The organism is Limimonas halophila (assembly GCF_900100655.1).
GTDB classification, from domain to species: Bacteria; Pseudomonadota; Alphaproteobacteria; order Kiloniellales; family Rhodovibrionaceae; genus Limimonas; species Limimonas halophila.
In genome coordinates, this window is sequence record NZ_FNCE01000013.1 from 1 (window position 1) to 24,169 (window position 24,169).

A 24,169-nucleotide genomic window follows, 5' to 3' on the forward strand; every position below is an offset into this window, starting at 1 on the left:
GCTGCCAAGCGTTCAGCGTGGCCCATTGGTGGCGGCGAAAGGGCCTGCTGTGCGACCGGTCCCCAGGTGTCGCCGTTTGATGGGGTGAAGCTGCCGACAGCTTCGATTACGCGGTGAGGTGGCGGACCCGCGTGGCGTGCTCGATGGCGGCGGCGCTGAGGCGCGGGATGCGCAGGCGGTCGCGCAGGATTTCCAGCAGGCGCATTTCCTCCAGCCCCGCCGAGCCGTCGGCGGCGGCGATCTCGCACGCGAGCGCGTAGGCGGTTTCGTGCAGGCGCTCCGGCAGGTCCTGATCGATGCGCTGAACCGTGGTTTCCAGCCCCTCTTCGGCCTGGAGCAGCCCGGCGCAGTCCTGGGCGGCCTCGGTAAGGTGCTCGCGGTCGAAGTCGCGGAAGACGGGCCAGGTGCGCACGATCTTGCCGAGCGTCGCCAGCTCGGCGTCGGACATCTCGCTGTCCGCCGCCGACATCAGGACCATCGTGTAGATCAGGGCGAGGTGGTGGGGGTGCATCGCGGGCTCGCTCCCTGTTCGTCGGGGGTCTGCGGCCGAGGATGCCAGGACTCACGCGGGCTGCACAAAGCTTTCGCAATCGCCGTCCGCCGCAGTGCGTCGCGCGGGACGCGAGGATTTGGGATGCGAAAAATCCGTAGCGTAGCTAGGGCTATTGCACGCGGCTCGGGCTCAGGGCATCTTCGCTTGCAAAACAATGAATGTGGCGTTGCCGGGCGGGCGCAACGCTCGAATCAGGGGAGGCGTTGGCATGGCCGCTTTGTCGCCGGATTGGATCACGCGTGGGGCGTCGCGCCTTCGCGGGATGGTGCGGGACACTGTGTTGGACGCGCCGCTCGGCCGGACGCCGGATCGGACGATCGACGCCGCGCTCGTCGTTCGCGGGATCACGCGCGCGGAGCTGTTCACGCCCGGGACGGCCGTCGCGCGGCACCGGGAGCGGTTGGCGCGCATGGTGGCGGAACACGGGCTCTCGCCGGCGGAGGTCGTCGCGACCCACTGGGACCATCTCAAGGAAGCCGATCAGGTGTGCGCCGTGTGCGCCAACAAGGCGCGCTGCGCGGCCTGGCTGGACGGCAAGGGCGGCGACGACAGCCCGCGCAAGTTCTGCCCGAACGCGCTAGTGCTCGAACGGATCAAGGGCCGGCTGAGCGGCTGGTAAAGGACGGCGTCGGTGTTTATCGGCCTGTGGGCCCGCCGAGAAAACCCCGCACCCCCGCGACCGCGTCGGCGAGCCCGCAGCGCGTGACCTCGACGCCCTCGGGGAACGCGCCTTCCAGGCGCGAGGGAAACATCGGGTCCAATAGCACGAAGACGCCGTGATCGTCCGCGCGCCGGACGAGGCGGCCGTACGCCTGCTTCAGGCGCAGGCGCGTGATCATGTCGTCGTATTTGCGCCCGCCGAAGTGCTCGCGCCGGGCCTTGTGGCGGATATCCGGGCGCGGCCAGGGCACGCGGTCGAAGACGATGCACCGCAAGGACCGCCCCGGCACGTCCACGCCGTCGCGCACGGCGTCTGTGCCCAGCAGGCAGGCGTCCTCCTCGGCGCGGAAGATGTCCACCAGCGTCGCAACGTTGAGCCCGTCGACGTGCTGGGCGAAGAGCGGCAGCCCCGCGTCCTCCAGCGGCCCGCCGATGCGCTGATGCACCGCGCGCAGGCGCGTGATCGCGGTGAACAGCCCCAGCGCGCCGCCGTGCGCGGCCAGGAAGAGCTCGCGGTAGGCGGCGGCGACCTGGTCCATGTCGTCCTTGCGCACGTCGCGCACGACATAGACGCGCGTGTTCGCCGCGTAGTCGAAGGGTGAGGGCACCTCCACGCGGTAGGCGTCGCCGATCAGATGGTCGGCGCCCGTGCGCATCTCCGCCGCGCGCCAGTTGGCCTCGGGGTCCGCACTGCCGTCGCGCAATGTGGCCGAGGTCACGACCATCCCCTGCGCCGGCCGCGCCACGTTCTCCGCGAAGGGGATCGTGGGATCGACCCAGTGGCGGTGGAAGCCGACGTCGATGTCCTGTCCGCCCGTGCGCTCCACCATCAGCCAGTCGACGAAGGCTTCCGGCGTCTCGCCCTCGCGGATGGCGCTGAGCATCTGCCGCCACGCCTGCACCTGGGTGACGCCGCGCTGGTCCAGGCTGCGGCAGGTGGCTTCGATGCGCCGGCGGGTGTCGCTGTCCAGCTGGTCCGACTCGTCGTCCAGGCGCTGACGCAGCGCCTTCAGCAGCCGCTGCATGGGGGTGAGCAGGTTTTCCAGCTTGCCGTCCAGCTCCCCGGCGGCGTGGACGAGCGCGTCGGTGGGCGGGCGCAGCTCGGCTTCCAGGCTGTACGGGTCGTTCGGCCGGTTCACGCGCGCGTACACCTGTTCGCGTACGGCCTGGAGGAAGCGCTCGCACGCCCCCTCGCCCGCGCTGCGCTGGATGCGCTGGTGCCAGCCCTCCGCGGGCAGCAAAGCTGCGGCTTTGAGCGTGTCCTGGAGGGCGTTGGCGGTTGCCTCATCCTCGCCCATGAGGCCGTCGAGCCGGCGTTCCAGCCCGCGCACGCGCCCGCCCGATCGGCCGCCGCCGCGCTCCGCGCCCAGCAGCCAGCGCCGCAGCTCGCGCGCCTCGCGCCCGGAGAGGTGGGCGGAAAAGGCGCTGTCGGCGGCGTCGAAGACGTGGTGGCCCTCGTCGAAGACGTAGCGTTGCGGCAGGCGGCCGTCGTCGCCCTGGCCCATGGCGGCCTGGATCATCACCAGCGCGTGGTTGGCGACCACGAGGTCCGCCCGCCGCGCGCGGCGCACGGCGCCCTCGATGAAGCACTTCTTGTAGTGCGGGCAGGCGGAAAAGATGCACTCCCCGCGCCGGTCCGCGAGGCCGAGCGTGCGCGCGCGCCCCACGAGGTCCGGCAGCCAGCCCGGAAAGTCGCCGCCCACCAGGTCGCCGTCGCGCGTCGCGGCGGTCCAGCGCGCCATGAGGCCCACCGCCACGGCGTCGCGCGAGGAGACGTTGAGGGTGTTCACCGCCTCTTCCAGGTTCAGCAGGCAGAGGTAGTTCTCCCGCCCCTTGCGCACGACGACCTTGCGCCGCTTTTCGCGCGGCTCGGGGTAGAGGCGGTCCAGCTCGCCGTCGAGCTGGGTTTGCAGGTTGCGCGTGTAGGTCGCCATCCACACCGGTCCGGCGTTCTTGTCCGACCACACGCTGGCGGGCGCGATGTAGCCCAGCGTCTTGCCCACGCCCGTGCCCGCTTCAGCCAGCACGAGGTTGGGGGCGTCCGGGGTGTCGCGCGGCTGGAACGCCTGGGTGACGGCGGAGGCATAGTCGGCCTGCTGCGGGCGCGCTTCCGCGTTGGGGCCGAGCAGCTCGGCCAGGCGCGTGCGCGCCTCGTCGGGTTCGACGGGCTGGTTGCCGGGCGGCGGCTCGGGGGCGTGCTCCGACCACTCGCCCAGGCGGTCCCATGCCTTCATGCCCACGCCCTGACGCGGCGGGCCGTCGCCGTCATTGTCCACGCCCAGCGCGGCGAGCACGTGCGGCCCCCAGCGCCAGCCGCCGCGCGCCATGCGCCAGGCGATGGGGGCGGCGTCGCGGTCGTTGCGCGCGGCCAGCTCTTGCAACAACGCGGCTGCGGCGCGCTGTACCGTGACGGCGGCGGCTTCCAGGTCGTCCGGCCGCGGCAGGCCCAGCGCGGCGGCGAGCCCGCGCGGCGTGGGCGTCACCACGCGCGCCGGGCGCACGAAGGCGAAGAGTTCGAGGACGTCGTAGGCGGGGATGGCGTCCTGGCCCAGCCGCCGCGCGATCGAGCGCGCGTGGCACACGATGGGCGGCTGCTCGCGCAGGCGTTCGGCGGCCGTCGCGTGGTCCAGCAGCGCGATCTCGCCTTCGCCGTCCATCCACGCCGCCTGCCGCAGCCCTGGGGCGAGCGCCGGCGCGCGGGGAAGGCTGACGGGGCCGCTCGGGCGGTCGTCGTTGGCGGGCAGACCGGTCATGGCCGGGGATCGCCTGCGTCGTGCGTGGGTGCGGACTCGGCTCACACCCCGGCCGTTTTCGCGCCACCGGGGTCCGCACGAGGCTGTCGCGCCGCGCCGCCGCGGACAAGCCGCTTTCGGCTTTTCGATGCGAAGCGGCTACTGGGCCGGCGCTTCGCCGTCGCGGAAGGGGGCGGCCTTGTAGACGCCCAGGATGCGGACCTCGCGGGAGAAGAAGCCCAATTCCTCCAAGGACAGCCGCACGGCGCGCGAGTCGGGGTGGCCCTCGATGTCGGCGTAGAACTGCGCCACGGTGAACTTGGCGTCGAGGATGTAGCTTTCCAGCTTTGTGATGTTGACGCCGTTCGTGGCGAAGCCGCCGAGCGCCTTGTAGAGCGCCGCCGGCACCGAGCGCACGCGGAAGACGACCGTGGTGATGACGTGCTCCGTGTCGGGGTCCGGGTCGTCGGGCTCGCGCGCCATCACCAGGAAGCGCGTGGTGTTGTGCTCGGTGTCCTCGATGTCCGCGCTGAGCGTCTGGAGTCCGTAGATCTCGCCCGCCAGGCGCGAGGCGATCGCCGCCTGCGAGGGATCGTTGAAGCTCGCCACCTCGGCCGCCGCGCCGGCGGTGTCGGCGTGCACCGTGGGGTGCAGGTTGCGCTCGCGAATGAAATTGCGGCACTGCGTCAGCGCCTGGATGTGGCTGTGCACCACGGAGATGGTGTCCATGCTGGCGCTGCTGGGCGCGAGCAGCTGGTGGTTCACCGCCTGGAAGTGCTCGCCCACGATGTGCAGCCCGGACTCGGGCAGCAGGTGGTGGATGTCGGCCACGCGTCCGGCCGAGGAGTTTTCAACGGGGATCATGCCGTAGGTGGCGTCCCCGTTGCGCACGGCGGCGAAGACGTCCTCGAACGCCGGGCAGGGCAGCGTCGTCATGCCGGGATAGACGGCGCGGCAGGCCATGTCGGAATAGGCGCCGGGCGCCCCCTGGAAAGCGATCGTCGTGTCGCCGTGCTCACCGGCGTCGGCCATGCTCACTCCCTGAAAAAGCCGGGCCCTCTGAAAATCGGGGTTTGTGCGCGGGTTAACCGCCCAGCAGCTCGCGGGCGCGCGCCAGATCGGCGGGAGTGTCGACCCCCAGGGGCACACTGTCAACGCGCGCCACATCGATGCGCATGCCCGCCTCCAGGGCGCGCAGCTGCTCCAGCTTCTCGCGCCGCTCCAGGGGCGAGGGCGGCAGTTCCACGAAGCGCGTCAGCGCCGCGCGGCGGTAGGCATAGACGCCGATGTGGTGGTGCAGCTCCCGATCGCCCGTGGCGTCATAGGGGACGATGGCGCGCGAGAAGTAGAGGGCGCGGGCGATCGGCGTCTCCGCGCTCAGCCCGGCGGCGACCTTGACCACGTTGGGGTCGTCGCGCTCGCCAGGGTCGGTGATCGGCGCGGCGATCGTGGCGATGTCCACGCCACTCTCCGCCAGCGGGTCCAGGCAGGCGCGCACGCTGGCGGGGTCGATCGTGGGGAGGTCACCCTGAAGGTTCACCACGACGTCGTGCGTTCCGTCGGGGTCCAGGCGTTGCACCGCCTGGTGCGCGCGGTCCGAGCCGCTGGCGAGGTCCGCCTCCGTCAGCACGGCCTCGCCGCCCGCGGCGGCGACTGCCTCGCCGACGGCGTCGTCGTCGCAGGCCACCACCACGGGACCGGCGTCCGCGGCCACGGCCCGGCGCCAGACGTGAACGATCATGGGCTTCCCGGCGACGTCGGCCAGCGGCTTGTCGGGCAGGCGCGTGGCGCGGCGGCGCGCGGGAATGACGACGATGGGGGTCATGGTGCGGGCTCGCGGCGGTGCGGAGGCTGGCGTGCGACAGTGTGACGGCTCGTCACCATACGGCCGGCGTGCGAGCCTGCAAATCTCCGGGCAAAGCGCGCCTTGAATGGGTACCCTCCGGCGGCTATGTTGCCGCGCGCTTCAGGATGGCAGGGCTTTGGGGTGACCGCATGTCGCTCGAGATGAACAAGATCGCCGCGTCGGTGCTGACGGCCGGTGTGGTCGCGATGGGGGCCAGCTTCGTCGGGGAGGTGCTGATCCATCCCCACGTGCCGGAGGATCCCCACTACACCGTCGGCGTGGACAAGACGAAGAGCGCGGAGAAGGAGAAGCAGGAGCCCAAGGGCCCCGAGCCGATCCTGCCGCTGCTGGCGGACGCCGATCCCTCGGCCGGGAAGAACGCGGCGCGCGCCTGCGCGGCGTGTCACTCCTTCGAGAAGGGTGGCCCCAACAAGGTCGGCCCCGCCCTCTACGACATCATGGGCGCCAAGATCGCCGCGGTGGACGGCTTCTCGTATTCCAGCGCCCTCAAGGGCAAGGAGGGCGAGTGGACCTATCAGAAGATGAACGCGTGGCTCTACGACCCGCAGGGCTGGGCCCAGGGCACGAAGATGAGCTACGGCGGCGTGAAGGACGCCCAGGAGCGCGCGGACATCATCGCCTATCTGCGCTCCATGGCCGACGAGAAGATGCCGCTTCCCACGGAGGAAGAGATCGAGAAGGTTACCGGCGGCGGTGACGAGGGCAAGGACTCCGGCTCGGGCGACGGCGAGGCCAAGACCGAGGCCGAGGACTCGGGCGCCGACGCCGGCGACAGCGGCGGCTCCGGCGAAAGTGACGCCGACGCCTGACGTCCGGCTGGACGCGGCCGGCACCCGTCGGTTTGCAAACGGCCCGAAAATGCTCTACCGGTGGGTGAACAGCCCGCCCCGCGGCCCGGGCTCGTCGCTATTCGTTCGGCGGTGACGAGTCGCCGCGCAACCAAGCGAGTTTCGTCGTCATGAGCGTTCCCGGCGCCTTCGTGGAGTTGGCCGAGCGGTTGGCCGACACCGCCCGCGAGCACCTGCGACCGCACCACCGCACCGCCCTCGAGGTCCAGCGCAAGGCCGACGGCACGCCCGTCACCGAGCCCGAGCAGGCCACGGAGCGCGCGCTGCGCGCGATCATCCACGAGGCCTATCCGGACCACGGGATCGTGGGCGAGGAAGGTGGCGCCGAGCGCATCGACGCCGAGTACGTGTGGATGCTCGATCCCATCGACGGGACCAAGCAGTTCCTCACGGGCAAGCCCGGCTTTTCCTCGCTGATCGCGCTGCTGCACCAGGGTCAGCCCGTGCTCGGCATCATCGAGGTGCCGGCGATGCAGGAGCGCTGGCTGGGCGTGCGCGACCGCGGCACGCGCCACACCGACGTCAACGGCACCCGCTTCGCGCAGACACGGCGCTGCGACTCGCTGGATCAGGCGCGCTTCGCCACCACCGTCCCCACGGGCGACGACGAGGAATCGGCGGACGCCTTCCTGCGCCTCGCGGAGAGCGTCCAGCTGGCGGTGTCCGGCGGCGACGGCCACAACTACGGCCTGCTCGCCAGCGGCTTCTGCGACATCGTGCTGGACGCCACGATGAGCGCCTACGACTACGCCGCCCTCGTGCCCATCGTCGCGGAGGCCGGCGGCGCGATCTCCGACTCCAATGGCGAGCCGCTCGGCGGCGAGGGTGAGCGAACGGTCGTGGCCTCCGGCAGCCCCGCCCTGCACGAGCAGGTGCTGAACGTGCTGGCGGGCGCATCCTGAGCACCTTTTTCTTTACAATCGCAACCGTTTGGCTTGGGCTGCGCCGGCCATGCTGCGCTGCCTTGTAACCACCCTGATTCTCCTGGTGATGACCGTCGCCGGCCCGGCGCTGGCGGCGGACACCTACAACGGCGTGCCGCTGCGCCACGGCGTGGCCATGCACGGCGAGGTGAAGTACCCGGCGGACTTCGAGCACTTCGCCTACGCCAACCCGGATGCGCCGCAAGGCGGCAAGATCAAGCTCGCCGCGCAGGGCACGTACGACAGCTTCAACCCCTACATCGTCCAGGGCGTGTCGGTTCAGGGCGCGCAGCTGATGTACGACACGCTGATGGTGTCCACGGACGACGAGCCCTTTAGCGAGTACGGCCTCGTCGCCGAGGGCATCTACATGCCCGAGGACCGCTCCTGGGTGGCGTTCAAGCTGCGCGAGGGGGCGCGCTTCCACGACGGCGAGCCCATCACGCCGGAAGACGTGCTCTTCTCGCTCAACGTCCTGCGCGAGAAGGGCCATCCCTTCTACCGCTTCTACTACAAGAGCGTCGCCAAGGCGCGGAAGGTCGGCCCGCGCACGGTGCGCTTCGACTTTGCCGGCGGCACCAACCGCGAGCTGCCGCTGATCCTGGGCCAGTTGCCCGTGCTGCCGAAGCACTACTGGGCGGAGCGGAACTTCAAGGAATCCACGCTGAAGCCGCCGGTGGGCAGCGGCCCGTACCGCGTGGAATCGTTCGAGCCGGGGCGCTTCGTCGTCTACGAGAAGGTGGACGACTACTGGGCCGCCGACCTGCCGGTGACCCGCGGGCGCTGGAACTTCGCCAAAGTCCGCTACGACTACTTCCGCGACCCCACGGTCATCCGCACGGCCGTGAAGGGCGGCAGCATCGACTTCCACCTGGAGAACCAGGCGAAGGCGTGGGCGACCGCCTACGACACCCCGGCGGTGCAAAGCGGCCAGCTCGAACGCGTCGAGATCGAGCACGACACGCCCACGGGCATGCAGGGCTTCGCCATGAACACCCGGCGCAGCCCCTTCGACGACCCGAAGGTGCGCCGGGCCATGAGCTACGCCTTCGACTTCCCGTGGACCAACCAGAACCTCTTCTTCGGGCAGTACGAACGCACGGACAGCTACTTCTCCAACTCCGAGCTGGCCGCCGGCGACGGCCCGCCCGACGGGCGGGTGCGGGACATCCTCAAGCGCTTCGAGGACGAGCTGCCGGACTCGGTCTTCACGCAGCGCTACGATCCGCCGACCACCGACGGCGACGGCTACCCGCGCGAGAACCTGAAAAAGGCGCTCAAGCTGCTCAACGAGGCCGGCTGGGTCGTGCGCGACATGCAGCTGGTGAACGCGGAAACTGGCCGGCCGATGCGCTTCGAGATCCTGCTGGTGAACACCTCGTTCGAGCGCATCGTGCTGCCCTACGTCGCCAACCTGGAAAAGCTCGGCATCGAGGTGGAGGTGCGCGTCGTCGATTCGGCGCAGTACCAGAACCGCCTGGACAATTACGACTTCGACATGATCGTCGCCAACTGGGGGCAGTCGCTCTCGCCGGGCAACGAGCAGCGCGAGTTCTGGGGCTCCACGGCCGCCGAGCGCCCGGGCAGCCGCAATTACACCGGCGTCGCCGATCCCGTGGTGGACAAGCTGATCGGCATGGTCATCGGCGCGCCCAGCCGCGAGGCGCTGGTACAGCGCGTGCGCGCGCTCGACCGCGTGCTGCTCAGCAAGCACCTCGTGGTGCCGCACTGGCACATCGGCCACTACCGCGTGGTCTACTGGGACAAGTTCGGCCGGCCCGAGAGCAATCCGCCCTACGGTCTGCCCTACCTCTCGACGTGGTGGGTGCAGCCGGACAAGGCACGCGACGTCGCCAGCGCGCAGCAGGTCGCGAGCGCGCAGACCGGCGAGGGCGGCGGCGACGGCCGCCGCACGATCTGGACGCTCGCCGGGCTGGCGGTGCTGCTGGCGCTGGCCGGGTTCTTCTGGCGCCGTGCGCGCGGCGGCCGTGAGCAGGCGGGAGGTGGCGCGTGACCAACTACATCCTGCGGCGCGTGCTGCTGATGATCCCCACGCTGATCGGCGCCATGCTGATCAACTTCCTGATCGTGCAGGGCGCACCCGGCGGACCGGTGCAGCAGGTGATCTCCCAGGTCACGGGCACGGGCGTGGCCGCCACGCAGCGCGTCACCCAGGGCGGCGGCGGCGAGATGGAGACCAGCGGCCCGTCCGGCGGCGGGGGCGGCGCCGAGGTGCGCGGGGACTACCGCGGCGCCCAGGGCCTCGACCCGGAGTTCATCGCCGAGCTGGAAGAGCAGTTCGGCTTCGACAAGCCGGCGCACGAGCGCTTCCTGCACATGCTGGGCAACTACGCCACCTTCGATTTCGGGGAGAGCTTCTTCCGCTCGCGCTCGGTGACCGAGCTGATCGTGGACAAGCTGCCCGTCTCCATCTCGCTGGGGCTGTGGACCACGCTGCTCACCTACGGCCTGTCCATCCCGCTCGGCATCCGCAAGGCGGTGAAGGACGGCTCGCGCTTCGACGTCTGGACCTCGGTGGTGGTGCTGGTGGGCAACGCCATCCCGGCGTTCATGTTCGCGGTGTTCCTGATCGTCGTCTTCGCCGGCGGGGCGTATCTGGACTGGTTCCCGCTGCGCGGCATCGTCTCCGACGACTGGGAGACGCTGTCCCTGCCCATGCAGCTCGTGGACTATCTCTGGCACATGACGCTGCCCATCCTGGCGCTGGTGATCGGCAGCTTCGCCGGGCTGACGATGCTGACCAAGAACTCCTTCCTGGATCAGATCAGCCAGCAGTACGTCACCACGGCGCGCGCCAAGGGGCTGTCGGAAAAGCGCGTGCTCTACGGCCACGTCTTCCGCAACGCCATGCTGATCGTCATCGCCGGCTTCCCGGTGGCGTTCGTGAACATCCTCTTCACCGGCGCGGTGCTGATCGAGATCCTGTTCTCGCTGGACGGCCTGGGGCTGCTCGGCTTCGAGGCGGTGGTGAACCGCGACTATCCGGTGATGTTCGGCACGCTGTACATCTTCACGCTGCTCGGGCTGATCCTGCAGCTGGTCAACGACATCATGTACACCGTGATCGATCCGCGGATCGACTTCGAGGCGCGGGGGGCCTAGGCGCGTGACCTACACCCAGGAGGGCGTGCGCCCCATCGCCTACGTCGGGCGCATCCCCGTCTCGCCCATCACCAAGCGCCGGCTGCGGAACTTCCGCGCCAACAAGCGCGGCTTCTGGTCGCTGATCGTCTTCCTGGTGCTCTTCGCCGTCACCGGCTTCGCCGAGGTCGTGGCGAACGACGACCCCATCCTCGTGCAGTACAAGGGCGAGCTGTACTGGCCCATGCTCCACGACTACCCGGAGACGGCCTACGGCGGCGACTTTCCGACGAAAACGGACTACTCGGACCCCTTCGTGGCCGAGCGCATCGCCGAAAACGGCTTCATGGTGCGCGCGCTCATCCCCTACGACCACACGGCCGTGGACTGGAAGCTGAAGGAGCCGTCGCCGACGCCGCCCGGCGGGGATCACTGGCTGGGCACGGATGACCAGGCGCGCGACGTGCTGGCGCGCACGATCTACGGCTTCCGCATCTCGGTCGTCTTCGGCCTGCTGATGACCCTCTTCACCACGCTCATCGGCGTCGCGGCGGGCGCGGTGCAGGGCTACTTCGGCGGCTGGGTGGACCTGACCTTCCAGCGCGTCATGAAGATCTTCGGCACGCTGCCCATGCTGATGGTCATCATCATCGTCGCCAGCTTCGTCGAGCCCAACTTCTGGTGGCTCTTGGGGGTGATGGTGCTCTTCGGCTGGCCGTGGCCGGTGGGCTACGTGCGCGCGGAGTTCCTGCGCGCGCGCAACTTCACCTTCGTGCGCGCGGCCAAGGCGCTGGGCGTGTCCGACACCATGGTGATGTTCCGCCACATCCTGCCCAACGCCATGGTGGCGACGCTAACTTTCCTGCCGTTCACGCTGGCGGGTTCGATCACGACGCTGACGGCGCTGGACTTCATCGGTTTCGGGCTGCCGCCGGGCTCGGCCTCGCTGGGCGACGTCCTGGCCCAGGGCAAGGCCAACCTGCAGGCGCCGTGGCTGGGGCTGACCGGGTTCTTCGTGCTGTCGATCATGCTCAGCCTGCTGTTCTTCGTCGGCGAGGCGGTGCGCGACGCCTTCGACCCGCACAAGCTGTTCAAGGGTGAGGCCGCGGCCGGCAAGGACGCCGCCAGCGGCCCGCGCGCCCCGGCCGCCGCACAGGCGCAGGGCGGCGGGGCATGATGGGGGAAGCCGCATGACGGATCGCCTGCTGGACGTCCGCGACCTGGGCGTGCGCTTCGGGTCCGGCGAGAACCAGGTGGACGCCGTTCAGGACCTGACCTTCGGCCTGGACCGCGGACAGACCTGCGCGCTCGTCGGCGAAAGCGGCAGCGGCAAGTCGGTGACGGCGCTGTCGATCATGCAGCTCCTGCCGTATCCGCAGGCGGGGCACACGCCGGGCTCCTCGGTGCGCTTCAAGGGCGAGGAGCTGATGGGCGCCGGCGAGGGGCGGCTGCGCCAGCTGCGCGGCAACGCCATGGCCATGATCTTCCAGGAGCCCATGACCTCGCTGAACCCGCTGCACACGATCGAAAAGCAGGTCAGCGAGGTGCTGCTGGTCCACAAGGGGATGTCGCGTGCCCGCGCGCGCGAGCGCTGCCTGGAGCTGCTGGACATGGTGGGCATCCCGGAAGCGCGCGAGCGCCTCAACGCCTACCCGCACGAGCTGTCCGGCGGCCAGCGCCAGCGCGTCATGATCGCCATGGCGCTCGCGAACGAGCCCGACCTGCTGATCGCCGACGAGCCCACGACCGCGCTCGACGTCACCATCCAGGCGCAGATTCTGGCGTTGCTGCGCGACCTGGCCGCGCGCTTCAACATGGCGCTGCTGCTCATCACCCACGACCTGACGGTGGTGCGCAAGATGGCGGACCACGTCGTGGTGATGACGGGTGGCCGCGCGGTGGAGCAGGGCCCCGCGCGCACGGTGCTCAACCAGCCGACGCACAGCTACACGCGCAAGCTGCTCGCCGCCGAGCCCACGGGCGAGCCGACGCAGGTGCGCGCCAACGCGCCCTCCGTGCTGCAGGCGGACGACGTGAAGGTCCACTTCCCCATCAAGAAGGGGCTGCTCAAGCGCACCGTGGACCACGTGAAGGCCGTGGACGGTGTGTCGCTCCAGGTGCGCGCCGGGCACACCGTGGGCGTCGTGGGCGAAAGCGGCTCCGGCAAGACGACGCTGGGGATGGCGCTGCTGCGCCTGATCCAGGGGCAGGGCGCGATCCGGTTCGGCAGCACGGCGCTGGCCGACCTGGGGCCGAAGGCGCTGCGGTCGCTGCGCCGGCAGATGCAGATCGTCTTCCAGGATCCCTACGGCTCGCTCTCCCCGCGCCTCTCCGTGGGCCAGATCGTCGAGGAGGGGCTGAAGGTCCACAACGTCGGCGCCGCCAAGGACCGGGAGGCGGCCATCGTCCAGGCGCTCACCGAAGTGGGCCTGGACCCGGCCAGCCGCTTCCGCTACCCGCACGAGTTCTCCGGCGGCCAGCGCCAGCGCATCGCCATCGCCCGCGCCATGGTGCTCAAGCCCAGCTTCGTCGTCCTCGACGAGCCCACGAGCGCGCTGGACATGTCCGTGCAGGCGCAGATCGTCGACTTGCTGCGCGACCTCCAGCGCCGGCACGAGCTGGCCTACCTCTTCATCAGCCACGACCTGCGCGTGGTGCGCGCGCTGGCCGACGACGTGATCGTGATGAAGGACGGCGTCGTGGTCGAGCAGGGCCCCGCCGCCGAGATCTTCGACCAGCCACGCCATCCCTACACGCGCGCGCTGATGAAGGCGGCGTTCGACCTCGAGGTGGCCGAGCGCGACCTGGTTACCGCCTGAGCCCAGCGGCGGCCGGGGCGTGCCGCGCCGGCGGTGCGCCAAATCGCATTTGCTGTACGTTAAATGTTTGACCGGGTCGCCCGACCGCGGGCCCGGTTCGATGGGCCCGGGAGCAACCGGGAATGCCAGACCTTTCGGATGCCATTAAGCGCAGGTTTACTCGCATTCAGCTACAACTGACCGCACGACGCCGTGAGGTTGCGGCTCGGGCCGAGGCCGCACGCGCGGCGTTGGGCCGACATACGGTCGAGCCGGTGTCGCGAACCCGGGAAGGGAGCCAGGGGCATGCGGTCCATCAGCCTGCCGTCCCTCAGCCTGCGTTGGCGCGTGGCGCTGGGGTTCACCGTGTTGATCGTGCTGATCTCGGCGGTCAGCGGGTACGTTCGCGTGACCAAGCAGACGGGCGATCTGGAATCGTCCCTGCGGTCGCGCGCCGAGCGTCTGGCCGCGATCGAGGCGCAAGCCGTGGAGGGGGCCGTCTGGGATCTCAACTACGAGCGCGCGACCAGCCTGCTTAAGGGACTGAAGGGCGATCCCGCGTTCGAGTACGCGCTGGTGCGCAACAAGGAAGGCGAGGTCGTCGCCGACATTGGCGAGAAGCCGGCGGACGGCGTGGGCATCATGGCCGCGAACGCGCCGGTGACCCACGGCGAGAAAAAGCTGGGCACCCTGGAACTCGGGCTCACCACCGGTAGCCTCGCCGCGAAGACGCAGGAGAGCGTGCGCGATGCCGTCATCAGCGGCCTCGTCATGCTGGCCGTCCTGGTCGCGGCGATGGTCTTTTCGCTCAACCGCGTGCTCAAGCCGGTGGGCGCCATCACCACCGCCATGACCCGCATCGCCGACGGCTCGGAAGAGGTCGACGTGCCCTACACCCAGCGCCGCGACGAGGTGGGCGCCATGGCGCGCGCCGTCGGCGTTTTCCGCGATAATACCAGCGAAATGGCGCGCATGCGCCGCGAGCAGGAGGAGATGCAGCGGCGCAACGAGCAGGAGCGCGAGGAATCGCGCCGCAAGCTGGCCGACAGCTTCGAGGAAAAGGTGAAGGGCAATGTCGGCCAGATGACCTCGGCCGCGCAGACCGTCGCCGAGCAGGCGGGGCGCATGAACGAGGTGGCGGCGAAAAACCGCGAAAAGGTGGAGGGCGCCCTCCAGGGCTCGCGCGAGGCCAGCCAGAGCGTGCAGACCGTGGCCTCGACGACGGACGAGCTGACCTCCTCCATCCGCGAGATCGCCAACAACGCGCAGCAGTCGCAGCAGGTCTCCGACGACGCCGTGCAGCGCGCCTCCAACACCCAGTCCACGGTGGAGCAGCTGCAAACCGCGGCGAAGCAGATCGAGGAGGCCGTCACCCTCATCAACGACATCGCCGAGCGCACGAACCTGCTCGCGCTCAACGCCACGATCGAGGCGGCGCGCGCCGGCGAGGCCGGCAAGGGCTTCGCCGTCGTGGCCGACGAGGTCAAGTCGCTGGCCAACCAGACCTCCAAGGCCACCGAGAGCATCGCCGGCCAGGTCAAGGAGGTGCAGAGCGCCACCGGCTCCGTGGCCGAGCAGATGTCGGCGATCGCCGAGGTCATCAATCAGGTCAACGAGCACGTCTCCGGCATCTCGGGCGCGGCGGAGCAGCAGGACACGGCGACGCGCGAAATCGCGCGCAACGCCCAGGCCGCCGCGGATTCCGCGCAGTACGTGCAGAACAACCTCAGCGAGATCCAGGAAGCCGCCGCCACGAACGCCGAGGAAGCGGGCCAGGTGTCCGCGGCGATGAGCGATCTCAACGCGCGCTGCGAGTCCCTGGACAGCGACGTGGACAACTTCCTGGCCGACATCCGCGCGGCCTGATCGCGGACCGCGTGCGTGGGGACCCACCAACGGGAACAGGGGGAACGACACATGACGTCTGGCCCGACAAAGAGCGTTCGCCGCCTTTTACGCGGGGCGGGCGCCGTGCTGGCGGTCGCTGCGCTGCTCGGCACCGGGGCGCCGGTCCAGGCCAAGGATCTCAAGATCCTCAGCGCCCACCTCCCGCCCTATTCCATGAAGGGTGAGGACAAGCAGGGCTTCGTCGCCGAGGTGGCGCAGGAAATCGCCGAGCGCGTCGGCAACCCGACGAAGCTGCACTACGCGTCCTGGTCGCGCGTCTACAAGACCATCCAGAACAAGCCCAACCGCCTGTTGGCGCCAATCGCGCGCACGCCCCAGCGTGAGGACAAGCTGAGCTGGGTGGTGCCGGTTTTCCCGGACCGCATGGTGCTGCTGACTTATGGGGATGATGCCGAGAAGCTCAGCCTCCAGGAAGCGGCGAAGCAAGGCATCGTGGGCGTGCAGCAGGACTCCCTGATGCACGAGCTGGCGAAGAAGCGCGGCATCAAGTCCAAGAACCTGGACGTTTCCGGCGATCTCACCTCGATCGCCCGCAAGTTCGCCGCGGGACGCATCGACGCTTGGCTGTCCCTGGAATCCCTGGCCGTGTTCTCGATGAAGGAACAGGGCCTCGACACCGATCCGATGAAGGTGGGCGAGACGATCAGCGAGTTCACCGTCTACATCGGCGGGTCGCCGGGGCTGTCGGACAAGGTGAAGCAACGCTGGCGCGACGCCTTCGAGGCCATGAAGAAGGACGGCACCTACGAGGAGATCATGGCCAAGTACGGCGCCTAACGCGCGCTGCGTGCGGCAGAGCTTCGCGCCCCGCCGTGACCGGCCTGTGAAAAACACGTCCTGAATGGTCGCGGTCGTCCCCGGGGCGGCGGGAACTCCCCGTCGTCACGGGGCGACTTTGTGTGTCCACACTTCGTCGGACGCGCGCAAATTGTTTTGGGGGCCGACCCTCCCCGAGACCGGGGTCGACACTGTCGTTTTTCGAGCTTTTTCACGCAGTTGGGGCCATGCGATCATGCGTGATCGACATTTTGGGGGCGCCGACCCGTCCGGTATTAAGCCAGAATTTAAATTCCAAATATAACAATCGGGTGAGGACTCGCGATCGCCGTGTGAGTGGCGATTGCGCGCGCCATTCAGCCGGCCGCGTCGGGTGCGGGTGTCGGCGCAAGGGTCATCGCCCCATCGCCCGTGGCTGGCTGAAGGAGCGAAACAGGAGGCCGATTGCCATGTATGCTGCTATTCGACGTGTTCGTGCGGTTGCAGGTGCCCGGCGTGCGCTTCTCGCGTTGGCGCTCGCGGTGGGGATGGGCGCAGCGCACGCGCATGCCGGCGATGTGAAAATCCTCAGCGCCGACATTCCGCCGTATTCCATCAAGGACGGCGAGACGCAGGGGTTCGTCGCCGAGGTCGCGAAGGAGATCGCGCGACGCGTCGGCCAATCCCCCGAACTGAATTATTCCTCGTGGTCGCGCGTCTACAAGGCGATCCAGACGCAGCCCAACCGCCTTCTCGCGCCCATCGCCCGCACGCCCCAGCGCGAGGAAAAGCTGACGTGGGTGGTGCCGGTCTATCCCGACCGCATGGTCGTGATGACGTACGGCGAGGACGCGGAAAAGCTCTCGCTGAAGGAGGCGGCCGAGAAGGGCATGGTCGGCGTGCAGCAGGACTCCCTGATGCACGAGCTGGCGAAGAAGCGCGGCATCGACGCCTCGAACCTGGACATCTCCGGGGACACGGCGACGCCGGCGCGCAAGCTGGCCGCGGGCCGGATCGACGCGTGGCTGGTCCTTGAGTCGATGGCGATGATGACGATGAAGCAGGAAGGCATCGATCCCGGTCCCGCCAAGATCGGTGAGGTGATCAAGGAATTCACCATCTACATCGGCGGCTCGCCGGACTTGCCCGACCAGGTGGTCAAGCGGTGGCGCGACGCCTTCGAGGCCATGAAGAAGGACGGCACCTACGCGGAAATCATGTCGATGTACGGCGTGTGATCGATCGATGCCGGCGTGGCGGGCCGGTGTGCGGCCCGCCACGCCGTGCCCTGCGGAGCCGGGCAACGGTCAACCCCGCGTCGTTGGGACGGGCATCGCCTCGGAATGCGAAGCACTATAACAATTTTTAAAAGCGGCATGTTTGATCAAGCTCATGCCCCCGGTCATCTTGGCAGAGCGTGCTGTAAAATGCTCCAAGATATAGAATATCTCAAAGAAAGTATGTGAGAACACGCAATCCAAACGATTGCATGAACGTGACCATCGGCGGCCTGACAGTTCGAGATTAAGTTGTATTTTACTGATGTCGTTTATATCTTCGTGCATCATGCCGCGACCGCGTCCGTGAAGCGCGGTCCGGAATCGGCCGGTCTGCGAAGCGCGTCCACGGCACGGTAGGCGGCGGGCGCGCTTGGCGAGGAGCGACGACCATGACGGCATCCATACACGGCCTGCCGCCGTGGCCAAGCCGTGCGGCGCGGGCGCTCACCCTGGCGGCGACGCTCGCGGTCCTGGCGGTTGCGGGCGCGGCGAAGGCGGACGATCTCAAGGTCCTCAGCGCGCATCTGCCGCCGTATTCCATGGATGTGGAAGACGGCAAGCGCGGCTTCGTCGCCGAGGTCGCCAAGGAGATCGCCCGGCGCGTGGGCGCTCCCACGGAGCTGCACTACGCCCCTTGGGCGCGCGTTTACCGGGCCGTGCGCGAGCGCGAAAACCGTCTGCTGGCGCCCATCGCGCGCACACCTCAGCGTGAGGACGAGCTGAGCTGGGTCGTGCCCGTCTTCCCCGACCGCATGGTGGTCTTCACCCACGGCGAGGACGCCGAACCGCTGACCTTGGCGGAGGCGCGCGAGCAGGACCTCATCGGGGTGCAGCGTGGTTCCCTGATGCACGAGCTGTTGAAAAAACGCGGCGTCGAGGCCGACAAGCTCCAGGTTCAGGCACGCCAGGCCGAAACCGCGCGCCTGCTGGCGCGGGACCGCGTGGATGCCTGGGTGTCGCTGGAATCCCTGGCCGTCTTCGCCATGAAGGAAGCGGGCCTGGACCCGGAGAAGCTGGTCTATGGCGAAACGATCGACTCCTACACGATCTACATCGGCGGCTCGCCGGGGCTGCCCGAGACGGTCAAGCAGCGCTGGCGCGAGGCCTTCGAGGCCATGAAGCGCGACGGGACCTACCAGGAGATCATGGCGAAGTACGGCGCGTGAACGGGCGACGCGGCGGCGGTTGGCGTCGTCCGCGTGCGGGGTGACGGTGTTCGTGCGCGCGTGGGCCTTTCAAGCGCGTTTTGCGTGGGTCGCCGCAAAGCGTCCAACTTGCTTTATTTAATCGCTCAAAGCAATTTTATGGAATGATCAATCCAAAAGATTGCGCAGGGGTGACCGGTGACGGGATGACGCGGCGCAATTAAACTGTATTTTATTGGTCTTGGAGTGATCCCGGTGCCGCCCGCCGGGATGTCGGTTGCCGCGCGGCGGCATGGATCGCCGCACGGAACCGGGGTGAGAGGCGTGCGATCGACTGGCGGCGCCGCCACGGGCGGTGCAGGAGCGAGGACCATGACGGCATCGTTGCGCGGTCAGCCGCCGCGTTTCGTCCGCGCCGCCGGGGCGGTCACGATCGCGGCCATGCTCGCGGTCCTGCCGGGTGACGGCGCCGCGGACGCGAGCGATCTCAAGATCCTCAGCGCGCATCTGCCGCCGTATTCCATGGACACGCAAGACGGCAAGCGCGGCTTCGTGGCGGAGATTGCCAAGGAGATCGCGCGGCGGGTGGGCAACCCCACGGAGCTGCACTACGCGCCCTTCGCGCGCGTCTACAAGGCGGTGCGGGAGCGCGAGAAGCGCTTGCTGGCGCCCATCGCGCGCACGCCCAAGCGCGAGGACGAGCTGAGCTGGGTGGTGCCGGTCTTCCCGGATCGCATGGTCGTGGTGACCTACGGCGAGGACGCCGAGCCCCTGACCCTCGCGGAGGCGCTGGACGCCGGCCTGGTCGGGGTGCAGCGCAACTCCGCGATGCACCAGATGCTGCAAGCGCGCGGTGTGGACGAGTCGAAGCTGATCGTTTCGGCGGATCAGCGCGAGAGCGCGCGCCTCCTGAGCCTCGGCCGCATCGACGCCTGGCTGTCGATGGAGTCCTTCGCCATGTACGCCATGCAGGAGGCCGGCCACGACCCGGAGAAGCTCGTCTACGGCGAAACGCTGAAGGAATTGACGATCTACATCGGCGGCTCGCCGGGGCTCTCCGAGGCGGTCAAGGAACGCTGGCGCGAGGCCTTCCGCGCCATGAAGAACGACGGCACCTACCAGCGCATCATGGGCCATTACGGCAGCTGACCCGGCCCGTCCGAGCGGACGGCCCCTTCCGAACGGGGAGGTGCGGGGCGGCGGCGTGCCCGGCATCCTGTGTCGCCGGAGGTGACGCCATGGCGCTCGATCTCGCGGTGCTGCTCGGCGATCCGCGGCTGCCCTACAGCTACACCGTCGACGGCCGCTTCAGCGACGCGGACCACGCCGCCGTGGCGCGCTTGAAAGCCGCCCTGGACGCGCTGGACGGCGTCGCCTGCCGCTATCTGGAAGATCACGGGCGCCTGATCGCGGATCTCACCGCGGCGGCGCCGGATCTGGTTCTCAACTTCTGCAACACGGGCCTGGGCAACGATCCCGCGCGCCAGCTGCACGTGCCAGCGCTGCTGGAGGCCCTGGGCCATCCCTACGTCGGCGCCGACGCCCGCGCTCTGGCGGTGTGCCACGACAAGGCGCTGGTGATGGCGGCGGCGGCCGCGCTCGGCATCCCCGTCCCGGCGACGCGGCTGGTCGACGGGACCGATCCGCCCGCCGACCCCGCGCCGTCGTATCCGGCGATCGTGAAGCCCAACGACGGCGACGGCAGCATCGGCATCACCGCGGGCGCGGTGGTGCGCACGTCCGACGCCGCGCGCGCCTACCTCGCGGACATGACCGCGAGCACCGGGCGGCGCTGGGCCGTGGTGCAGGCGTGGCTGCCGGGGGCGGAGTACAGCGTCGCCATGGTGGGCAACCCGGAACCGGGCTTTGCCGAGCTGCCGCCGCTGCAGCTGGATTTCTCGCGCCTGCCGCCGGGTGCGCCGCCCATCCTGCCGCTGGACGGCAAGATCGACCCGGCCTCGCCCTACTACGGCGGCGTGCGCCTGCTGCCCGCCGATCTCGACGCGGCCGGCCAACGCCAGTTGCGCGATCAGTGCGCGCGTGTCTTCGCGCGCCTGGGGTTGCGCGACTACGCCCGCTTCGACTGGCGCGCCGATGCCGCGGGTGTGCGCCACCTGATCGACGTCAACGCGCATCCGATGTGGGGCGCCGACGGCATGATGGCCACGATGGCCGGCTTCGCCGGGGACAGCTACGCGGGCTACCTGCGCCGCGTGATCGCCGCCGGCACCGCGCGCAACGGGCTCGCCGTGCCGGGCTGACGCCCGGGGCTGCGGCATCGGGCCGCCTTGTGCGCGCGCGTGCGCTCGCCCATCTCCACGCCAGTGAAAACTGCGAGGAGACGGGGCGCATGCTGCCCAAAACCGCGATGGCCCGCATCTCGGCCAGCGTCTCGCTGGTGTTGCTGGTCGCGCTGCTCGGGTTTGTCGCTTGGTCGGAATGGTTCGCCGGGTCGGACGCGGAGTCCGGCATCGGCGGGCCGTACGAGCTGGTGAACACCCAGGGCGAGACGGTCACGCCGGCCAGCTTCGACGGGCAGTACCGGCTGATCTACTTCGGCTACACGCACTGTCCGTCGGTGTGCCCGCAGACGGCCAACGCCATGAGCCGCGCGCTCGACCATCTCGCGGAGAAGGCGCCGCAGCGCGCCAAGGCCATCACGCCCGTCTTCATCACGATCGATCCTGACCGGGACGATGGCGAGCGCCTCGCCGCGTGGCTGGACAACTTCCATCAGCGTTTCGTCGGCCTCACCGGAAGCGACGGCCAGATCCGCCGCGCTGCCGAGCAGTTCCGCGTGACCTACGAAAAGCGCGGGCCCGAGGGCTTCGAGGAAGGCTCGACGATGGCCGAGCAGGCGAAGGCCAAGGGCTACCTGATGCAGCATTCCTCCTACGTCTTTCTGATGGGGCCGGACGGACAGTACGTGGACCACGTCTCCACGAACGCGGGCGCGACGCAGATCACGCGCATGCTGACCAAGCACGTGGCGGGGTAGGCGGCCGTGCCGGTGGCGCCGGCGAGCTTGTGCGCCTATCCTGCGCCCATGATCGAGGCGCCCGTCACCGAAACGCCGCTGGGCTGGCTGGCCGTGACCGCGACGCCGGCGGGCGTGACGTTTGTGGCGCTGGCGGATTCGGGGGATGCGGCGCGGGCGGCCGTCGCGCGCGCCGGGCCGGCCGTAAGCGGCGACGCCAGCCGCGCCGCGCTCGACGCCGTGGCGGCGGCGCTGCGGAGCGGCCGCGCGCTGCCCGATCTGGCGTGCGCCGCGCGCGGCACCGCCTTTCAGCACACCGTCTGGGACGCGCTGCGCGCGGTCCCGCCCGGCGAGACCCGCAGCTACGCCGAGCTTGCCGCCGCCATCGGCCGGCCGGGCGCGCACCGCGCCGTCGCGCGCGCCTGTGCATCCAACCCGGTGGCGCTGCTGATCCCGTGCCACCGCGCCGTGCGGCGCGACGGCGGCCTGGGCGGCTACCGCTGGGGGCTGGCGCGCAAGCGCGCGCTGCTGGCCCGCGAAGGGGCGCTGGCGCCCGCGGCATGACGCGCGAGGTCCACCAGCTCGACCTGGGCGACCGGACGGTGCCGCTGCTGGTCGCCAGCCATCCCAACGCCAAGCGCATCGGCCTGCGCGTCGACCGCGGCGACGGCCGCGTGCGCGTGACCATCCCGCGCGGCGCCCGCGTCGCCGACGGCCTGCGCTTCGCCAAGGCGCGCACGGCCTGGCTGCGCCGCCACCTGGACGCCATCCCCGAGACCGTCCCGCTGGTGGACGGCACGCGCGTGCCCGTCCTGGGGCGCGAGCACGTCATCCGCCACGAACCGGACGGCCGCTTCGGCGTGCGCCGCGAGGACGGCGTGCTGCGCGTTTCCGGGGCGGCGGACCACGTGCCCCGGCGCGTCACCGACCACCTCAAGCGCGAGGCGCGCGCCGCCATCCGGCCGCAGGTGCAGGCCTACGCCGCGCGCATCGGCCACACGCCGGGGCGCATCAGCGTGCGCGACACGCGCAGCCGCTGGGGCAGTTGCTCCGCGCGCGGCGAGCTGTCGTTTTCCTGGCGGCTGGTCCTGGCGCCCGAGCCGGTGTTGACCTACCTCGTGGTGCACGAGGTCGCGCACCTGCGCCACCGCGACCACGGCCCCGGCTTCTGGTCGCTCGTGCGCGGGCTCATGCCCGAGGCCGACGCCCAGCGGCGCTGGCTGCGCGAGAACGGGTCCCGCCTGTTCGCCTACCGCTAACCCATCCCGACGAGGCTTCATGTCGGCTCGCCCCGACCGCGGCCCGGCGGTCGTGCTGCTCACGATGCTGGTCGCGCTCGGCCCCATCTCGACGGACCTCTACCTGCCCTCGCTCCCGGCGATCCGGGCGGCCTTCGCCGTCTCGGCGGGCACGGCGCAGCTGACGCTGTCCGTCTTCATGGCCGGCTTCGCCGTCAGCCAGCTCGTCTACGGGCCGGTGTCCGACCGCTTCGGCCGCCGTCCGGCGCTGCTGGGCGGGCTGGCGCTCTACCTGGGAGCGACGCTGGCGTGCGCGCTGGCGGGCAGCATCGGCCAGCTGATCGCGGCGCGCTTCGTTCAGGCGTTGGGGGCGTGCGCCGGGCCGGTGCTGGCGCGCGCCACGGTGCGCGACGTCTTCGACCGCCAGCGCGGGGCCGAGGTGCTGGCGTACATGACGATGGCGATGGCGCTCGCGCCGGCGCTGGGGCCGATGGCGGGCGGCTACCTGCAAGTGGCCTTCGGCTGGCGCGCGGCCTTCGCCGCGCTGCTCGCCTTCGCCGTGCTGCTGACGGCGGGCGTGCTGTGGATCCTGCCGGAAACCAACGCGCACCGCGACGCCAGCGCCACCGATCCGGTACGCATCCTGGCGAACTATCGCCGTTTGGTGCGCGATTCGGTCTACCGCGGCTACGTCGTGACGCTGACCTGTACCTTCGCCGGGCTGTTCGCCTTCGTCTCGGGGGCGTCGTTCACGCTGATCGAGGGCTACGGCCTCAGCCCGGATCAGTTCGCGCTCTCCTTCGCCGTCGTGGTCGTCGGCTACATGATTGGCACCTTCCTGACCGGCCGACTGACGCGGCGGCTGGGCACGGACCGGCTGATCGCGCTCGGCGTGGGCGCGAACGTGCTCGGCGGCGCAGGCATGGTCGGACTGGTGGCGGCGGGTGTCGGCGGCGCGCCCGCCATCGTCGCCTGTCAGGCGGTCTACATGCTGGGCGCGGGGCTGGTGCTGCCGAACAGCATGGCGGGCGCGGTGGGTCCGTACCCGCGCATGGCGGGCAGCGCATCGGCCCTGCTGGGCTTCGTGCAGATGGGCTTCGCCGGGATCGTGGGCGTCGGCGTGGGGCAGCTCGCGGACGGGTCGGGGCTGGCCATGGCCAGCGCGGTGGCGCTCGCCGGGGTGGCGGCGGCCGTCACCTTCCGCCGCCACGTGCGTCGCGGGCGTGCGTCAGCCGCCGCGTGACAGGCGCCCGGGCATCCCACCGTCCAATATCTCGAATTTGATTAAAATATATTTGGTTAACGAGCTTAAATTCATTTTAGCTTGTCCGGTTCCGACACCAACGGTAAATTTCAGTATACCTTCGGGTGACGGTTCTGCA

General features: G+C 69.8%; 21 protein-coding genes. 17 read left to right on the forward strand and 4 right to left on the reverse strand.

Going from position 1 to position 24,169, the window contains the following annotated elements; genetic code table 11:
* Window positions 1-106: 106 nt before the first annotated feature.
* On the reverse strand, window positions 107-511 hold the full coding sequence (locus BLQ43_RS12635) for a tellurite resistance TerB family protein (RefSeq protein WP_090021561.1): 405 nt from the start codon (window positions 509-511) through the stop codon (window positions 107-109).
* A gap of 250 nt (window positions 512-761) precedes the next feature.
* On the opposite strand from BLQ43_RS12635, the gene BLQ43_RS12640 reads away from it, so the two are divergent.
* Entirely contained in the window at window positions 762-1,172 is a 411-nt protein-coding gene (locus BLQ43_RS12640) for a DUF6455 family protein (RefSeq protein WP_143006283.1), read from the forward strand.
* Window positions 1,173-1,188: 16 nt separating this feature from the next.
* Here BLQ43_RS12640 and BLQ43_RS12645 read toward each other — a convergent pair whose 3' ends face one another.
* From BLQ43_RS12645 to BLQ43_RS12655, 3 genes are all read right to left on the reverse strand, one after another.
* A complete protein-coding gene (locus BLQ43_RS12645) occupies window positions 1,189-3,966 on the reverse strand; it encodes an ATP-dependent DNA helicase (RefSeq protein WP_090021566.1) in 2,778 nt (925 codons plus the stop codon).
* 138 nt (window positions 3,967-4,104) lie between these two features.
* Entirely contained in the window at window positions 4,105-4,977 is an 873-nt protein-coding gene (locus BLQ43_RS12650) for a prephenate dehydratase (protein WP_090021569.1), read from the reverse strand.
* 52 nt (window positions 4,978-5,029) lie between these two features.
* On the reverse strand, window positions 5,030-5,770 hold the full coding sequence (locus tag BLQ43_RS12655; protein WP_090021573.1) for a 3-deoxy-manno-octulosonate cytidylyltransferase: 741 nt from the start codon (window positions 5,768-5,770) through the stop codon (window positions 5,030-5,032).
* A 170-nt stretch (window positions 5,771-5,940) separates the two neighbouring features.
* Between BLQ43_RS12655 and BLQ43_RS12660 the strand changes: the two genes are divergently transcribed.
* The 16 genes from BLQ43_RS12660 (at window position 5,941) to BLQ43_RS12735 (ending at window position 24,030) form a co-directional block, all read left to right on the forward strand.
* Window positions 5,941-6,621, forward strand: a complete 681-nt coding sequence (locus BLQ43_RS12660; RefSeq protein ID WP_176758671.1) for a c-type cytochrome — start codon at window positions 5,941-5,943, stop codon at window positions 6,619-6,621.
* Window positions 6,622-6,770: 149 nt separating this feature from the next.
* Entirely contained in the window at window positions 6,771-7,562 is a 792-nt protein-coding gene (locus tag BLQ43_RS12665) for an inositol monophosphatase family protein (protein WP_090021576.1), read from the forward strand.
* Between the two features lie 49 nt (window positions 7,563-7,611).
* The gene (locus BLQ43_RS12670) at window positions 7,612-9,597 is read left to right on the forward strand and encodes an extracellular solute-binding protein (RefSeq protein ID WP_090021578.1); all 1,986 of its coding nucleotides are present in this window, start codon (window positions 7,612-7,614) and stop codon (window positions 9,595-9,597) included.
* 29 nt (window positions 9,598-9,626) lie between these two features.
* Window positions 9,627-10,706, forward strand: a complete 1,080-nt coding sequence (locus BLQ43_RS12675; protein ID WP_437123481.1) for a microcin C ABC transporter permease YejB — start codon at window positions 9,627-9,629, stop codon at window positions 10,704-10,706.
* Window positions 10,707-10,710: 4 nt separating this feature from the next.
* Window positions 10,711-11,862, forward strand: coding sequence for an ABC transporter permease (locus BLQ43_RS12680; protein ID WP_245659585.1), 1,152 nt, complete (start codon window positions 10,711-10,713; stop codon window positions 11,860-11,862).
* 13 nt (window positions 11,863-11,875) lie between these two features.
* Window positions 11,876-13,504 carry an ABC transporter ATP-binding protein gene (locus BLQ43_RS12685; protein ID WP_090021584.1) on the forward strand — a complete coding sequence of 543 codons (1,629 nt, stop codon included), beginning with the start codon at window positions 11,876-11,878 and terminating at the stop codon, window positions 13,502-13,504.
* Window positions 13,505-13,789: 285 nt separating this feature from the next.
* Window positions 13,790-15,349 carry a methyl-accepting chemotaxis protein gene (locus tag BLQ43_RS12690; protein ID WP_090021587.1) on the forward strand — a complete coding sequence of 520 codons (1,560 nt, stop codon included), beginning with the start codon at window positions 13,790-13,792 and terminating at the stop codon, window positions 15,347-15,349.
* A gap of 105 nt (window positions 15,350-15,454) precedes the next feature.
* The gene (locus tag BLQ43_RS12695) at window positions 15,455-16,168 is read left to right on the forward strand and encodes a substrate-binding periplasmic protein (protein WP_176758672.1); all 714 of its coding nucleotides are present in this window, start codon (window positions 15,455-15,457) and stop codon (window positions 16,166-16,168) included.
* A 557-nt stretch (window positions 16,169-16,725) separates the two neighbouring features.
* A complete protein-coding gene (locus tag BLQ43_RS12700; protein WP_176758673.1) occupies window positions 16,726-17,385 on the forward strand; it encodes a substrate-binding periplasmic protein in 660 nt (219 codons plus the stop codon).
* A 431-nt stretch (window positions 17,386-17,816) separates the two neighbouring features.
* Window positions 17,817-18,593, forward strand: coding sequence for a substrate-binding periplasmic protein (locus tag BLQ43_RS12705; RefSeq protein WP_090021596.1), 777 nt, complete (start codon window positions 17,817-17,819; stop codon window positions 18,591-18,593).
* 351 nt (window positions 18,594-18,944) lie between these two features.
* Window positions 18,945-19,721, forward strand: coding sequence for a substrate-binding periplasmic protein (locus tag BLQ43_RS12710; RefSeq protein ID WP_176758674.1), 777 nt, complete (start codon window positions 18,945-18,947; stop codon window positions 19,719-19,721).
* A gap of 89 nt (window positions 19,722-19,810) precedes the next feature.
* Window positions 19,811-20,833 carry an ATP-grasp domain-containing protein gene (locus BLQ43_RS12715; protein ID WP_090021601.1) on the forward strand — a complete coding sequence of 341 codons (1,023 nt, stop codon included), beginning with the start codon at window positions 19,811-19,813 and terminating at the stop codon, window positions 20,831-20,833.
* Between the two features lie 89 nt (window positions 20,834-20,922).
* Window positions 20,923-21,570 carry an SCO family protein gene (locus BLQ43_RS12720; protein WP_143006284.1) on the forward strand — a complete coding sequence of 216 codons (648 nt, stop codon included), beginning with the start codon at window positions 20,923-20,925 and terminating at the stop codon, window positions 21,568-21,570.
* Window positions 21,571-21,576: 6 nt separating this feature from the next.
* Window positions 21,577-22,113 carry a methylated-DNA--[protein]-cysteine S-methyltransferase gene (locus BLQ43_RS12725; RefSeq protein ID WP_245659587.1) on the forward strand — a complete coding sequence of 179 codons (537 nt, stop codon included), beginning with the start codon at window positions 21,577-21,579 and terminating at the stop codon, window positions 22,111-22,113.
* The gene (locus BLQ43_RS12730) at window positions 22,110-22,808 is read left to right on the forward strand and encodes a M48 family metallopeptidase (RefSeq protein ID WP_090021612.1); all 699 of its coding nucleotides are present in this window, start codon (window positions 22,110-22,112) and stop codon (window positions 22,806-22,808) included. The genes BLQ43_RS12725 and BLQ43_RS12730 overlap by 4 nt, the downstream gene beginning before the upstream one ends.
* Window positions 22,809-22,827: 19 nt before the next feature.
* Entirely contained in the window at window positions 22,828-24,030 is a 1,203-nt protein-coding gene (locus BLQ43_RS12735) for a multidrug effflux MFS transporter (RefSeq protein WP_090021616.1), read from the forward strand.
* The last annotated feature ends 139 nt before the right edge of the window (window positions 24,031-24,169 follow it).